The sequence below is a fragment of the Arthrobacter sp. UKPF54-2 genome, from assembly GCF_007858535.1.
Taxonomy (GTDB): Bacteria; Actinomycetota; Actinomycetes; order Actinomycetales; family Micrococcaceae; genus Arthrobacter.
In genome coordinates this window covers 2,533,877-2,546,534 of sequence record NZ_CP040174.1, presented here as the reverse complement: position 1 = coordinate 2,546,534, position 12,658 = coordinate 2,533,877, and the positions used below count along the sequence as shown (strand labels likewise).

The window sequence follows — 12,658 nt, the reverse complement described above, 5'->3', positions numbered from 1 at the left end:
TCTTCGCCGCCGCGCGTGGTCCCGCTCCCGCGGGTTGATGCTCTCCACTGAATCAGCCCAACCGCCGGATGCGCCAGCGCAATGATTTGCATCTCAGATATTGAGACGGCAATATCATTACATGGACAATTCTAGTGGCGTCGGTGTCATCGATAAAGCGGCCCATGTGCTTGACGCACTCGAGGCCGGACCCACCACCCTGGCGCAGCTCGTGGCCGCGACCGGGCTGGCCCGGCCCACCGTGCACCGCCTGGCCCTGGCGCTGGTCCACCACCGCCTCGTCAGCCGCGATATCCAGGGCCGTTTTGTCCTCGGCAGCCGGCTGGTGGAACTTGCCTCGGCTGCCGGTGAGGACCGGCTGATCGCCACCGCCGGACCGGTCCTGATGCAGCTGCGCGACGCCACTGGCGAAAGCGCCCAGATCTTCCGCCGCCAGGGCGACTGGCGCGTCTGCGTGGCGTCCGCCGAACGCCCCATCGGCCTGCGGGACACCATCCCGGTGGGCACCCAGCTGTCCATGAAGGCCGGTTCCGCCGCCCAGGTGCTGCTGGCCTGGGAGGACCACGACCGCCTGCTCGAGGGCCTCCAGGCTGCCCGCTTCACGCCCACCGTCCTGGCCGGGGTACGACGCCGGGGCTGGGCCCAGAGCCTCGGCGAGCGTGAACCCGGGGTCGCCTCCGTGTCAGCGCCCGTCCGCGGGCCCTCCGGCCGGGTGATCGCCGCCGTCTCCATCTCCGGCCCGATCGAACGCCTGACCCGCCAGCCGGGCCGCCTTCACGCCGAGGTGGTCTGCAACGCGGCGCGCGTCCTGACCGAGGCGCTGCGCAAGACCAACGACTGACGCGCCGCCGTTGAGCCGCAGCGCTAGGCTGTGCCCATGAACAGCTATGCGGTCTTCCTGCGCGGGGTCAACGTGGGCGGCATCAACATCAAGATGGCCGACCTCAAGGCGGCCCTGAAATCACGGCCGTTCTCCGCCGTGGCAACGCTGCTGGCCAGCGGCAACGTGGTGCTCTCGAGCGAACTTCCCGCCGCCAGGGTGAAAACCGAGTTCGAGGCCTGCCTGCGGGAGACCTTCGGTTACGACGCCTGGGTGGTGGTGCTGACCGCCGCCCAGGTGGCCGCCCTGGTGGAGGCCTGCCCCTACCCCGCGGATGACAAGGCCACACACAGCTACGTCACACTGTCCTCGGATCCGGACATCCTTACCGAACTGTACGACGCCGGCAGGGCACTGGACTCGGTGGAGTTGACCCGGCTGGCACCGGAAGCCGTGGCCTGGCTCGCCCCGGCCGGCGGCACCCTCGAGAGCCCGTTCAGCAAGCTCTCCGCCAAGGCCCGCTACAAGGCCAGCACCACCACCCGGAACCTGCGGACCATGATCAAGGTCCGCGACGCCGCCGGCTCACCGGGCGCACGCTAGCCGCGGCGCCCCTCAGCCCGCGGCGGACTTCAGTGCGGCGTTGAAGGACCGGAGGCGGCTGACTTCCAGCTCCACCGGGTCCACCACCAGATCCTCCGCGACGGCGGCAACGGAGCCTCGCAGCCGTCTGCCGGCCGCCGCCGCGCGGGCACGCGCCGCGGCGCCGGCAATGAATCTTGCCGCGACGGCCAGCACGATGCCCAGCAGCACGCCCCCTGCCACCAGCACGGTCGGGACGGGCCAGCCCTGAACCCGCGGAACTTCCGGCACCGGCAGCTGGAAGTACGCCAGGGCCGCCAGTACCCCAAGCCAGCCGAGACCGCCGAGAGCGGTGAGCAGGCCCAGCCACTGGACGACATTGAAGGCGGTCCACCACCACGAGCCGCGGCCTGCCTTGAGGTCCGTGCCGGCAATGGCCTGGTCCAGGGCGTCGGGGAGCCGCTCCCTTCCTTCCCGGGCAGCCCCGCGGATGACCGCCCGCCAGGGCCCGGGGGCGCCGTCGGACGCGGCGTCGGCAAACTGCCGCACGGCGGCGTCGGTGCGGGCCCGCTCCGGGGCTCCGGCGGGCGGCAGCGAAGTCCGGTTCAGCTCCGGCCGCTCCCCCTCCCGGCGCAGGTTCAGCCGCCGCAGCGGGTCCGGCCGGAACCGGACCAGCCAGCGGGTGACGGGCCAGCCGGTGCGGCGGGTGGCCTCCTGCCGGTAGGAGCGCGCCACGGCGTCGACCACCAGCGGCACGTTCGCGGCCACGGCCAGCTCGCGGGCCAGCCGGTCCCGGGTGCCGGCCTTCACGCCGGCGGCTTCGCCGGCGCCTGAGGCCTCGGTGAGCCGTTCCGCGGCCCGGTCCACGTCCGCCGCGAGCCGCTGCGAGAGCGCCAGCCGCTGCATGGCGACCTGCCGGATCGCGGCCCGGACCTTGTCCACGCCGGTGCCGACCAAAGCCGAGGCGCCCAGCACCTGGACCTTGCCCAGCCCGTCCCGCGCCAGGATGGCCTTGAGCGACTCCAGCACCGGACGGATCTCGTGATCGGGCAGCCGGTCCACCTGGTTGAGCACCACCAGCATGACGGCCGCGTGGGAGGCGAGCGGGGTGAGGAAGTCGTTATGCACCGCGGCGTCGGCGTATTTCTGCGGGTCCAGCACCCAGACCAGCACGTCCACGAGCCCCACCATGCGCTGGACGATCTCCCGGTTTTCCGAGCGGGTCGAGTCGAAGTCGGGCAGGTCGAGCAGGATCAGCCCGGTGGTCTCATCGGCGAATCCGGGCACGGCGTCGGCGTGGTGCCGGTTGCGGACCTCGAGCCAGTCCAGCAGTGCTTCGCTGCCGTCCGCGCCCCAGATGCCGGCGAGGGGTTCGGAGGTTGTGGGGCGCCGGGCGGCCGCCGTGGCGATCTCGGCCCCGCTGACGGCGTTGAAGAGCGATGACTTGCCGCTCCCGGTCGCGCCGAAGAAGCCCACCACGGTGTGCTCCGCCGAGAGCGAGCGTCGGGAACTCGCCCGTTCCAGGACCTCGAGCACCTCGTCCAGCGTCTCTTCGGGCAGGGCGCCCGCGGCCAGTTGCCGGGCCTCGTCCAGGGCTTCCAGCCGGCGGTGCAGCTGCGAGGCCTCGCGGGCGGCGCCGTGGCGGTTCATGCCGTGCCTGCCAGCTTGCCAAGGGCTTCTGCCTGCTCCGCGAGGGCTGCCGGCGGAACCGCGCCGGAGGCGTCCAGCCGGTCCAGGAAGCGCCGGCTTTCGGCCCGGAGGAGGCGCCGGCAGCGGGCCTGCAGGTCCTCGCGTGCGGTCTTGGCGAGGCGGCGCACGGCGTCTTCGCCAAAGACGGCCTCGAGCACCCGCTGGCCGACGACGGCGGCGCCGCCCGCCACGCCGATCTCGAGGCCGGTCAGGCCCGCGGTCATGGAGAAGACGACGATCATCAGGGCCGCGCCCAGGCCGTTGATGCCGAAGGAGAGCCAGCGCGCCTGGCTGCGCTTGCCCTGGCCCTCGGTGCGGATCAGCTCCATCAGGCTGCCCTGCCAGGCCCGGATCTCGGCGGCGACGGCGTCGGAAAAGCCTTCGCTGGTGCCCGAGAGGTCGTCGGTGCCGAGCAGCTGCCGGCCGGCCGGGTCCGAGCGCCAGCGCTGGTCAGCCTCTTCGGCGGCGTTGGCTGCCTCGTCCAAGATCACCGCCTGCAGCCCGGTTTCGATGGCTGTCTCCACGCGAACGGCCGGGGTGGGCTCACCGCGGAAGAACGCACCCATCCGGTCCCGCAGGCGGCCGATGTTCTGCTCCATGACCCGGAAGAATTCGCCGGTGCCTACGAAGTCCTGCCACCGGGCCAGGACTTCGCCGCGGAGCAGGGCGCCGTCCTTGGTGGCATCGAGGATCCTGCCCACCGCCTCTTCGTAGGCGTTGCTGGCATCGCTGCCCAGCAGCTCAGCCGCGCGGTGCTGGGCGCGTACGGCTTCCGCTACGGCACCCACGCGCCCGCCGAGGGCCTTGACCGTGCCGTTGAGCGTCCGCCGGGCGATCGCCGCTCGGCCGGCGGCGTCGGCGGCGAGTTCCCGGAGCCAGTTCCGCAGCGGGGCGACGGCGACGGCGGGCAGCATGCCCATGGCATCCAGGGCCACCTCGGGAATCACAAACAGCCGGGCGGAGCCCAGGCCCTCGCGGCCGAGCATGGAACGGAGATCGGCGCTGACCTCTTCTTCGGCGGCCTGGGGCACCCGGTCGAGCACCACGGCCACCATGATGTCGCGCGAGGCGGCGTCGAGCAGGAGGCGCCAGGGCACGGCGTCGGCGTAGCGGTTGGCGGTGGTGACGAAAACCCACAGGTCCGCAGCGGCGAGCAGCTGGCCCGCGAGCCGGCGGTTGTCATCGGAGATGGAGTCGACGTCGGGGGCATCCAGCAGCGCGATGCCGGCCGGCACGGCCGGGTCGGCGGCGAGGACCAGCGAGGTGATGGCGGCGCCGTCCGGGGTGGGGCCGGCCTGGTTGGCGGGCAGCGGCGCGGCGACCACGGTGCCGCGGATCCGGCTCAGGTTCGGCAGCACCCGCTGGTCCTCGAACCAGGCGGCGTCACCGGGGTGGTGCAGCAGGATGGGCTGCCGGGTGGTGGGCCGGATCGCTCCGGCCCGGGTGACCGCATGCCCCACGAGCCCGTTGACGAGCGTGGATTTGCCCGCCCCGGTGGACCCTCCGACGACGGCGAGCAACGGGGCGTCGAGGCTGCGGTAGCGGGGCAGGATGTAGTCATCCAGCTGGGCCAGTGCCTGGCGGATGTCCAGCCGGGCGGCCTCGGCGCCGGGCAGGGCCAGCGGCAGCGACACCGCGGACAGCTCCCCCCGCACTGCCTCGAGCAGTTCGACGGCGGCGCCCTGGCGTGCGGCTTGTGACTGTTGCCCGGCCGGGCCGGCGCTTTCCATGGAGCTCACAGCATCATCATGCCAGCTGGACCGCCCGGCGCCGGCGCGCGCGGTGCGCCCGGGGCGCGGTGGCGGAAAACAAAAACGGTCCCGGGCTGATGCCCGGGACCGTTTTGATGGTGACCCCAGCGGGATTCGAACCCGCGTTACCGCCGTGAGAGGGCAGCGTACTAGGCCGCTATACGATGGGGCCAAGCACTTTCCAAACAGCATTTCTGCCGTTCAAGCCAAGTCAGTATTTCATAAACCCGGCACGTGTTCCAAATCGGCGTGGCCGGCTCGGAACCCCTGATCCGCCGCGGAAATCCGCGGTTTTTTCAGAGCTGGGATACCAGGACTCGAACCTAGAATGACGGTACCAGAAACCGTAGTGTTGCCAATTACACCATATCCCAATGGAACTTTCGGGCCGGTTTCGCAGGTCCAAACCCGCACTCCCAGCGCCTCAGCACGAGTAATTACTTTACCCGAGACTTCTGTCCGGCACAAATCGGGCTCTCCCCGCCAGCCTTAGCGGCCCCACCGCCCCTTGCGGGGACCGGGTTTTGCCGGTTTCTCCCGGAAAACCCTTGCCAATCCGGCGCCGCCAAGTTTACGCTCGGTAAGTTACCAACGAGTAACAACTCCTCCCCCACCCAGTTGAGGGCGGAACAACGTCCATTTCCGGATGTTAGCTGCATCACAATTTGGGGGGCCGGCAGCAGAGCCGTTGCCGGCGAGATCGTCGAGAGGAACAACCTGTGTCACAGAGTCGTGCCGCCACCGCCCCGACCCGCACCCGAGCGCAACAGATTGCCATCGCCGTCCTGGCCCTGCTGCTGATAGCGCTGCTGGGGTTCTACACCCTGGTCACCGGAAGGATCACGGACGGATCCGCCAAGCTCAACGACGGCGCCGGGCAGGCCGCCGCCGGTGCCCAGCAACTGAAGGACGGCGCCGGCAAACTCGCCACCGGCGCGGGCCAGGCCGACGCCGGCGCCGGCAAACTCTCGGAAGGGGCCGAGAAGATCCACGCCGGCATCGCCGGGAAACTGGCCCCGGGCGCGGACCGGCTCCAGGAGGGCGCCAGTGCGCTGGCCACGGGCGCGGTAAAGATCGAAACGGACGTCAATAACAAGCTCGCCCCCGGCGTGTACAAGGTGGACGACGGCGCCCAGAAGCTCGCCGCGGGGGCCGTGCAGCTCTCCGCTGCCCTCACCCCCACCGCCGCGGGCAACGCCGAGAACAACCTGGCCGACGGCGCCACCCAGCTCAACGCCGGCGCCGGTCAACTGGAGGCGGGCACGGGCCAGCTGGCTGCCGGCACCGACCAGTTGAAGGGTTACCGCGGGGCGAACAACGACCCCGCTGCCGGCACCGGCACCGCTGCGCTCGCCCAGGCCATGGAGCAGCTCTACGCGGCAGCCAACGATCCCATCCAGGGTGCCGTCCCGCTTGCAGTGGTCAAGGACAAGATCGCCAAGATCCTTGCCGGCGCCCAGCGGCTGGATGCCGGGGCTTCCCAGCTCCAGGCCGGGGCCGCCAAGCTCAACGCCGGCGCCGGCCAGCTCCACGCCGGCACGGGCAAGCTCACAGCCGGGTTCGCCACCCTGGCGGGCAAGCTGAACAGCCGCGACCCCAACAGCCCGGGTGTGGTCATGGGCACCGCGCTGCTCGCCGAGGGCACCGCCAAGATCCGGGTCGGCATGGACGGCGTCCCCGGCGACCCCGAGCACCCCGGCCTGCTCAAGGCCACCGCCAAGATGACCGACGGCAGCTCCCGGCTCGCCGACGGCACCCAAGCCCTGAACACCGGCATCAAGGGTGATCCCGCCGATCCGGCCAACCCGGGACTGCTGAACGGCTCCACGGCCCTGGCCTCCGGCGCGTCGAAGCTCTCGGAGGGCAACACCAAGCTGGCCTCGGGCTCATCACAGCTGTCCACCGGCGCCGAGAAGCTGGCCGACGGCAACGCCAAGATTGCCGCCGGCACCGGCACGCTGTACTCCAGCGCGGCGGCAGTCTCGCCGTCGAACATGGTCAAGGCCGACGCCGCGGTGGCCCTGGGTCTCGTGGCACTGCTGGGCCTTGGCGCCGTCGGGGCGTTCCTGGCCCTGCGGAACCGCCGGCTGGCAGAGAAAACGGCCTAGCCGACCCACAAACGGCCCTGCCGGCGGAGTCACCTCCGCCGCCAGGGCCGTTTCTTGTGAGTGGGCTCGGATGCTGCAGCGTCAGGCCAGCAGGTCCAGCAGCGAGGAGACCTCGCGGCCGGCGAAGCCCGGGGCCGGTTCGCCGCCGCGGTTCAGCCAGACGCCCAGCAGGCCGGCCGCCGTCGAACCTTCCGCGTCGAGCAGCCTGTTGTCCCCGACATAGAGCGTTTCGCCGGGGCCGGTGCCGAGCCGGCGCACGCCTTCAAGGTAGATCGCCGGATCCGGCTTGGGCACGCCGACCGTGTCCGTGCCGACCAGGATGCCGATGCGGCGCAGCCCGGCGGCGTCCAGCTTCACGCGCTGGTAGTCGTGCACATTGTTGCTCACGGCGCCGTAGGGGACGCCGGCGGCGTCGAGGGCGTCCAGCAGCGGTGCCACGTCATCGAAGGCGCGGACGTAGCTGTGCTGGAGGCTGGCGTAGGAGCTGACCCAGTGGTGGGCCTGTTCGCCCTCCTCCAGTTCCACGCCGAAGTGCCCCAGAGCGGCGCGGCCGCGCAGCAGGCGCTGTTCGTTGAAGCTCAGCTCGCCGGCCAGGTAGCGGTCGTAGAAGTGGGTCGTCTCGCGCGTGAAAATCCGCCCAAAGCGTTCCCAGCCGGCCTCGTCGAGGCCCGGCAGGAGGTGCTCGCTGACGTCGCGCAGCGCCGTCGTCATCGCGAACTCGAGGTCAACCAGGGTGTCGTCGATGTCGAACAGCACCCCGCGGATGCCGTCGAGCCCCGCCGCAAGGACGCCGGAGCCAGCCCCGCCGCTCATCAGCCGCGGAAAGCGCGCAGCCGGGCCAGGGACGAATCCTTGCCCAGGATGACCATGGATTCGAACAGCGGCGGGGAGATCCGGCGGCCCGAGACGGCCGTGCGGACGGGCCCGAAGGCCAGCCGCGGCTTCACACCGAGACCTTCGACGAGGGCCTCCTTCAGGGCAGCCTGGATGGTCTCGGCGGTCCAGTCCGCGAGGGGCTCCAAGGCAGCCAGGGCGGCGTCGAGGACTTCGGTGAGGTTTTCCGGCAGGCCCTTGCGGGCGTCGTCGGCGACGTCGATCGCGTCGTCGGCCTTGAACAGGAACGCCAGCATCTCCGGGGCTTCGCCGAGGAGCGAGATGCGCTCCTGGATCAGCGGCGCCGCCTCCGCGAGGATCTCCTCCTCGCGGGCGGTGAAACTCTCCCCCACCAGGCCGGCGGCCTGCAGGTAGGGCACCAGCCGGCCGCGGAAGTCCTCGGCGTCGAGCATGCGGATGTGCGTGCCGTTGATCGCCTCGGCTTTTTTGATGTCGAAGCGGGCCGGGTTGGCCAGCACGTCGTTGACGTCGAAGTGCTCGATCAGCTGGTCCACGGTGAAGATGTCCTCGTCGGCGGAGAGGCTCCACCCAAGCAGGGACAGGTAGTTCAGCAGGCCCTCGGGGATGAAGCCGCGGTCGCGGAGCAGGAAGAGGTTGGACTGCGGGTCACGCTTGGAGAGCTTTTTGTTGCCCTCGCCCATCACGTAGGGCAAGTGGCCGAACACCGGCAGGTAGCTGGCGACGCCGATGTCCATGAGCGCCCGGATGAGCACCACCTGGCGTGGCGTGGAGGACAGCAGGTCCTCGCCGCGCAGCACGTGGGTGATGCCCATCAGCGCATCGTCGACCGGGTTGACCAGGGTGTAGAGCGGCGAGCCGTCGGCGCGGACGATCACGTAGTCGGGAATGCTGCCTGCCTTGAAGGTGATCTCGCCGCGGACCATGTCGGTGAAGGTGACGTCCTCGTCCGGCATCCGCACGCGCAGCACCGGCTTGCGGCCCTCGGCCTTGAAGGCGGCCAGCTGCTCATCGGTGAGCTCGCGGTCGAAGTTGTCGTAGCCGAGCTTGGGGTCGCGGCCGGCGGCGCGGTGGCGGGCCTCGACCTCCTCCGGGGAGGAGTAGCACTCGTAGGCGTAGCCGGCCTCCAGGAGCTTGGCCACGACGTCCTTGTAGAGGTCCAGGCGCTGCGACTGGCGGTAGGGCTCGTGCGGGCCGCCCACTTCGACGCCTTCTTCCCAGCTGATGCCGAGCCACTTGAGGGCCTCGAGCAGCTGCTGGTAGCTCTCCTCCGAGTCACGCGCGGCGTCGGTGTCTTCGATGCGGAAGACGAAGGTGCCCTTGGTGTGCTTGGCGTGGGCCCAGTTGAAGAGCGCCGTGCGGATCAGGCCGACGTGCGGGGTGCCGGTCGGTGACGGGCAGAACCGGACCCGGACCGGGGTTTCGGCGGTGACTTCACGGGTGGCTTCACGGGTCAGTTCCGTGGTGGCAGTGCTGGAGACGGCGTCGGGCGCGGTGGGAGTAGTCATAGTGGTACCAACTTTACCGCGCCCTAGGCATTGCCCTAGCGGCGGACCACCGGGTTGGAGAGGCGTCCGATGCCCTCGATTTCGACCTCGAAGCGGTCACCGGCCTGGACCAGGCCGACGCCGGCCGGGGTGCCGGTCATGATGACGTCGCCCGGGAGCAGGGTGAACGCCTGCGAGACGATGGACACGAGCTCGCGGACGCCGCGGATCATCTGGCTGGTGCTGCCGTCCTGGCGGAGTTCGCCGTTGAGCCGGCCCTGGATCTGCAGGTCCTCGGTGTCCAGCTCGGTCTCGATCCAGGGGCCGAGCGGCGCCGAGGTGTCGAAGCCCTTGGCTCGGGCCCACTGCAGGTCGGTCTTCTGCACGTCCCGGGCGGTGAGGTCATTGCCGCAGGTGTAGCCGAAGACGACGTCGTCGACGCGTTCCTCGGGGACGTCCTTGCAGATCCGGCCGATCACAACACACAGCTCGGCCTCGAAGGAGACCTCCTCGGAAAATTCCGGCAGGATGATCGGATCGTTGGGGCCGATCACCGAGGTGTTGGGCTTGAGGAAGAGCAGCGGCTGCGCGGGCACCTCGTTGCCGAGTTCGTGGGCGTGCTCCACGAAGTTGCGGCCGACGCCGATGACCTTGCTGCGCGGGATGATCGGCGCGAGGAGGCGGACATCCTCCAGCTTGTGCTTGACGGCGGTACGTTCCACACCGTGGAAGAAGGGGTCACCGTTGATGACAGTGATTTCCTCACTGCCGGGCTGGCCCTCAACAATGCCGTACATGGGATCAGAATCGACTACAAACCGGGCGATACGCATGGTTCCAAGCCTACCGCCCGCGCAGGTACTCCAACTGCGCCGCGACGGACAGCTCCGCTGCCGGCCGGACGGCGGGGTCGACGGCGGCGTAGACGGCGTTCGCCACGTCCTGCACGCCGGCTTCCGCGCCGAGCTCAGCGAGGGCGGCGCGGATCTGGGCGAGGCGGTCCTGCCGGTGGTCCCGGTAGGCGCGCACGATGCTGTCCAGCGCAGGCAGCATGGGCCCGTGGGCGGGCAGGACCGTGGCCGGGCCGAGGCTCTCCAGCCGGTCCAGCGAGTCGAGGTAGTCGCCCAGTGTGCCGTCCGGGTAGTCCAGGACGGTGGTGCCTAGACCTAAGATGGTGTCGCCGGTGAGGACGGCTCCGTGCGCGCCGTCCTGCGGCAGGTGGAAGCAGACCGAATCGGAGGTGTGGCCCGGCGTCGCGAGCACCCGGATTTCCACCCCCGCGGCGTGCAGCACCTCACCCTCCCGGAGCGGCTCTGCCCCGTGGCAGTGCGCGGGATCCGCGGCGCGCACCGGCGCACCCGTGAGCTCGGAGAACCGTGCGGCGGCCGCGGTGTGGTCGGCATGGCGGTGCGTGATGAGGATCAGTTCCACGGCCCCGTATTCGGTCAGCTCGCGCAGGTGCTCCTCGTCCAGGGGTCCGGGATCCACGACGACGACGTTGGGCGAGCCCGGGGCGGCGACCACGTAGGAGTTGGTACCGTGCAGGCTCATCGGGCCGGGGTTCGGGGCCAGGCGGAAGCGCGTCAGCTCGGTGCTGCGGACCAGGGCGCGGGCATCGTCGGGAATCACCCTTCCATCTTCCCACCGCGGGGCCTTCATCGGAGCAGAAGGACAACAATGACTGCCGGCAGCAGTGCCTCGGCGATGGCGCTGGCCCAGAGCCGCCGCTCGGAGAGGACCAGGATAACGCCGAGGATCACATGGCCCGCAGCGGTGAAGAGCAGCAGCGCCCGCCCGGCCGCGGGCTCGGTCCCCGTCAGCAGGAGCGCTCCAATGATTGCGCCGATGCCCCAAATCATGTTGTAGAAGCCGAGGTTGAAGGTCCACATCCGGACGGCCGGCACGTCGTCCGGCTTGATCAGAAACAGCCGGTAGAAGCGCTGGTCGCGGTAGAAAAAAGGTTTCCAGGATCCCGACGGCGATCAGCACAATCCCGAAGACAATGCCCAGCACCTGCACCAGCCCAGTCATGGCGATATTCTGCCCTCGCGCCCGGCACGGGAACAGGGACTTCCGGACCCCCGCAGTGTTCGCCGACGACGACGGCGGCCGGCACCGGAGGGTGCGGGCCGCCGTCGTACTGGACCGTCCTCTTGGACGGCGGGGGTCAGCGCGGACTAGGCGAGGCGGGTCAGCCAGCCATGGGTGTCCTCGACGGTGCCGGTCTGGATGCCGAGGAGCTGTTCGCGGATGGCCATGGTGGTCTCCCCCGCCGTGGCGTCCTCGGAACCGATGAATTCGGTGGCGTCTTTGAGGATGCCGATCGGGGTGATCACGGCGGCGGTACCGCAGGCGAAGACCTCGGCGATCTCGCCGGTCGCGACGCCGTCGCGCCACTCATCGAGGGTGATCTTGCGTTCGGTCACTTCGCGGCCCATGTCCCGGGCCACCTGGATCACGGAGGAGCGGGTGACGCCCTCCAGGATGGTGCCGGAGAGCGCCGGGGTGACCAGCGAGCCGTCCTTCATTACGAAGAAGACGTTCATTCCGCCGAGTTCCTCGACAGCGTTGTCGTTGAACTGGTCCAGGAACAGGACCTGCTTGCAGCCGTGGGCCTCGGCCTCCTGCTGGGCGATCAGCGAGGCGGCGTAGTTGCCGCCGCACTTGGCCGCGCCGGTTCCGCCGCGGCCCGCGCGGGCGTATTCGCGGGAGATCCAGATCGATACCGGCTTCAGCTCGCCGCCAAAGTAATTGCCGGCCGGGGAGGCGATCACGCGGAAGGAGACCTCGCGGGCTGCCCGGACACCCAGGAACGCCTCGGTGGCGATCATAAAGGGGCGCAGGTAGAGGGCTTCGCCGTCGCCGGAGGGGACCCAGTCCCGGTCCACGGAGACGAGTTCGCGGATCGCCGCCAGGAAGTATTCCTCCGGCAGTTCCGGGAGGGCGAGCCGGCGCGCTGACTTGTTCAGGCGGGCCGCGTTGGCCTCGGGCCGGAACGTCCAGATGGAGCCGTCGGCGTGGCGGTAGGCCTTGAGGCCTTCGAAGATTTCCTGGCCGTAGTGCAGGACGGCCGCGGAGGGATCCAGCATGATGGGACCGTAGGGCTCGATCCGCGCGTCGTGCCAGCCGCCCTTGCCCTCGGCATCAACGCTGTAGTCGACAATCGCGGTGTGGTCGGTGAAATAGTCGCCGAATCCCGGGTTGGCCAGGATGGCTTCACGCTCTTGCGCGGACTTCGGGGTCGCCGAGAGCCGCTGGGTGAATTCGACGCCATGGGCAGTCTGGGTCATGGTTCCTCCACGGTCGGCTGCCTGGTGTGTGAACGTGGTTCATCCTCGGACCACGGCAGCATGTTGGTGATTCGAAAAC

At 69.9% G+C, this 12,658-nt stretch carries 11 protein-coding genes and 2 tRNA genes; 3 read left to right on the top strand and 10 right to left on the bottom strand.

Annotated features, from left to right (window positions below; genetic code table 11):
• Window positions 1-121 precede the first annotated feature (121 nt).
• Window positions 122-841, top strand: a complete 720-nt coding sequence (locus tag E7Y32_RS11715) for an IclR family transcriptional regulator (RefSeq protein WP_138768991.1) — start codon at window positions 122-124, stop codon at window positions 839-841.
• A 36-nt stretch (window positions 842-877) separates the two neighbouring features.
• Window positions 878-1,423 (top strand): DUF1697 domain-containing protein, encoded by a 546-nt coding sequence (locus tag E7Y32_RS11710; RefSeq protein WP_146337265.1) that lies wholly within the window; start codon window positions 878-880, stop codon window positions 1,421-1,423.
• A gap of 12 nt (window positions 1,424-1,435) precedes the next feature.
• Here E7Y32_RS11710 and E7Y32_RS11705 read toward each other — a convergent pair whose 3' ends face one another.
• The 4 genes from E7Y32_RS11705 to E7Y32_RS11690 form a co-directional block, all read right to left on the bottom strand.
• A complete protein-coding gene (locus tag E7Y32_RS11705; protein WP_146337264.1) occupies window positions 1,436-3,052 on the bottom strand; it encodes a GTPase in 1,617 nt (538 codons plus the stop codon).
• The gene (locus E7Y32_RS11700) at window positions 3,049-4,821 is read right to left on the bottom strand and encodes a dynamin family protein (protein ID WP_146338566.1); all 1,773 of its coding nucleotides are present in this window, start codon (window positions 4,819-4,821) and stop codon (window positions 3,049-3,051) included. Before E7Y32_RS11700 ends, E7Y32_RS11705 begins: the two co-directional genes overlap by 4 nt.
• Before the next feature lie 117 nt (window positions 4,822-4,938).
• Window positions 4,939-5,014: transfer RNA gene (locus tag E7Y32_RS11695), tRNA-Glu, on the bottom strand.
• A 130-nt stretch (window positions 5,015-5,144) separates the two neighbouring features.
• Window positions 5,145-5,216 (bottom strand) — tRNA-Gln (locus tag E7Y32_RS11690).
• Window positions 5,217-5,561: 345 nt separating this feature from the next.
• Here E7Y32_RS11690 and E7Y32_RS11685 point away from each other — a divergent pair.
• Window positions 5,562-6,950, top strand: coding sequence for a hypothetical protein (locus tag E7Y32_RS11685; RefSeq protein WP_146337263.1), 1,389 nt, complete (start codon window positions 5,562-5,564; stop codon window positions 6,948-6,950).
• 81 nt (window positions 6,951-7,031) lie between these two features.
• Here the strand turns inward: E7Y32_RS11685 and E7Y32_RS11680 are convergent, their stop codons facing one another.
• The 6 genes from E7Y32_RS11680 to E7Y32_RS11655 form a co-directional block, all read right to left on the bottom strand.
• A complete protein-coding gene (locus tag E7Y32_RS11680; protein ID WP_146337262.1) occupies window positions 7,032-7,763 on the bottom strand; it encodes an HAD family hydrolase in 732 nt (243 codons plus the stop codon).
• The gene (gltX, locus tag E7Y32_RS11675) at window positions 7,763-9,310 is read right to left on the bottom strand and encodes a glutamate--tRNA ligase (protein ID WP_146337261.1); all 1,548 of its coding nucleotides are present in this window, start codon (window positions 9,308-9,310) and stop codon (window positions 7,763-7,765) included. The genes E7Y32_RS11680 and gltX overlap by 1 nt, the downstream gene beginning before the upstream one ends.
• A 35-nt stretch (window positions 9,311-9,345) precedes the next feature.
• Entirely contained in the window at window positions 9,346-10,122 is a 777-nt protein-coding gene (locus E7Y32_RS11670; protein WP_146337260.1) for a fumarylacetoacetate hydrolase family protein, read from the bottom strand.
• Window positions 10,123-10,132: 10 nt separating this feature from the next.
• Window positions 10,133-10,948 carry an MBL fold metallo-hydrolase gene (locus E7Y32_RS11665; RefSeq protein ID WP_146337259.1) on the bottom strand — a complete coding sequence of 272 codons (816 nt, stop codon included), beginning with the start codon at window positions 10,946-10,948 and terminating at the stop codon, window positions 10,133-10,135.
• Window positions 10,945-11,193: a DUF1304 family protein gene (locus E7Y32_RS11660; RefSeq protein ID WP_261382425.1), complete on the bottom strand. Its 249-nt coding sequence runs from the start codon at window positions 11,191-11,193 to the stop codon at window positions 10,945-10,947. The genes E7Y32_RS11665 and E7Y32_RS11660 overlap by 4 nt, the downstream gene beginning before the upstream one ends.
• A gap of 273 nt (window positions 11,194-11,466) precedes the next feature.
• The gene (locus E7Y32_RS11655) at window positions 11,467-12,579 is read right to left on the bottom strand and encodes a branched-chain amino acid aminotransferase (protein ID WP_146337258.1); all 1,113 of its coding nucleotides are present in this window, start codon (window positions 12,577-12,579) and stop codon (window positions 11,467-11,469) included.
• Window positions 12,580-12,658: the final 79 nt, after the last annotated feature.

Excerpts from the sequence above, each read along its gene's own strand:
- E7Y32_RS11705 (WP_146337264.1), bottom strand. The coding sequence starts at position 3,052 with ATGAACCGCCACGGCGCCGCCCGCGAGGCCTCGCAGCTGCACCGCCGG.
- E7Y32_RS11700 (WP_146338566.1), bottom strand. The coding sequence starts at position 4,821 with ATGGAAAGCGCCGGCCCGGCCGGGCAACAGTCACAAGCCGCACGCCAG.
- E7Y32_RS11710 (WP_146337265.1), top strand. The coding sequence starts at position 878 with ATGAACAGCTATGCGGTCTTCCTGCGCGGGGTCAACGTGGGCGGCATC.
- E7Y32_RS11665 (WP_146337259.1), bottom strand. The coding sequence starts at position 10,948 with ATGAAGGCCCCGCGGTGGGAAGATGGAAGGGTGATTCCCGACGATGCC.
- E7Y32_RS11715 (WP_138768991.1), top strand. The coding sequence starts at position 122 with ATGGACAATTCTAGTGGCGTCGGTGTCATCGATAAAGCGGCCCATGTG.
- gltX (WP_146337261.1), bottom strand. The coding sequence starts at position 9,310 with ATGACTACTCCCACCGCGCCCGACGCCGTCTCCAGCACTGCCACCACG.
- E7Y32_RS11670 (WP_146337260.1), bottom strand. The coding sequence starts at position 10,122 with ATGCGTATCGCCCGGTTTGTAGTCGATTCTGATCCCATGTACGGCATT.
- E7Y32_RS11680 (WP_146337262.1), bottom strand. The coding sequence starts at position 7,763 with ATGAGCGGCGGGGCTGGCTCCGGCGTCCTTGCGGCGGGGCTCGACGGC.
- E7Y32_RS11655 (WP_146337258.1), bottom strand. The coding sequence starts at position 12,579 with ATGACCCAGACTGCCCATGGCGTCGAATTCACCCAGCGGCTCTCGGCG.